Origin of the sequence: Actinomadura verrucosospora (assembly GCF_039540335.1) — a bacterium.
GTDB lineage: Bacteria > Actinomycetota > Actinomycetes > Streptosporangiales > Streptosporangiaceae > Spirillospora > Spirillospora verrucosospora.
On the sequence record NZ_BAABEV010000113.1, the window covers coordinates 1 to 653 of the forward strand.

1 pseudogene is annotated in these 653 nt (G+C 28.9%); it reads left to right on the forward strand.

The window, feature by feature from the left end:
• Nucleotides 1-653 (forward strand): annotated as a pseudogene (locus ABD944_RS42170) (IS5/IS1182 family transposase); the annotation flags it as partial.

Here is a 653-nt window from a genome sequence, read left to right on the forward strand (position 1 = left end):
ATCCGGATGATGTGGCTAACACAAAATCTTAATCTTTCTTATAAAACGATTAATCGATTTAGAGTCAATCCAAAAGTAGATGCTTTATTAGAATCATTATTTATTCAATTTCATAGTCAGTGTTTGAAACAACATCTTATAGATGATCAGGCCATTTTTATTGATGGTACGAAAGTTGAGGCGAATGCCAATCGATATACATTTGTATGGAAAAAGAGTATTCAAAACCATGAGACAAAAATGAATGAAGATTCTAAAGCACTCTATCATGAATTGGTAACAAATAAAATCATACCTGAGATTAAAAAAGATCACGATAATGACTTAACAAAGGAAGAAATAGATTTGATTGGTAGTCATTTGGATAAAGAAATCGAAGATTTAAATCAACATATCGATAATGAAAAATGTACTAAAATAAGAAAACAAATACGGCTCAAAAGAACTAAAATTAAACAATACAAAAAACAAATTAATGATTACTCTGGGCGAAAGCATAAATACGACGTCCAAAAATCTATTTTAAAGGATAGAAATAGTTATTCTAAAACAGATCATGATGCCACATTTATGAGAATGAAAGAAGATCATATGAAAAATGGACAACTCAAGCCAGGTTATAATTTACAAATAGCGACAAATTCTCAATTCGT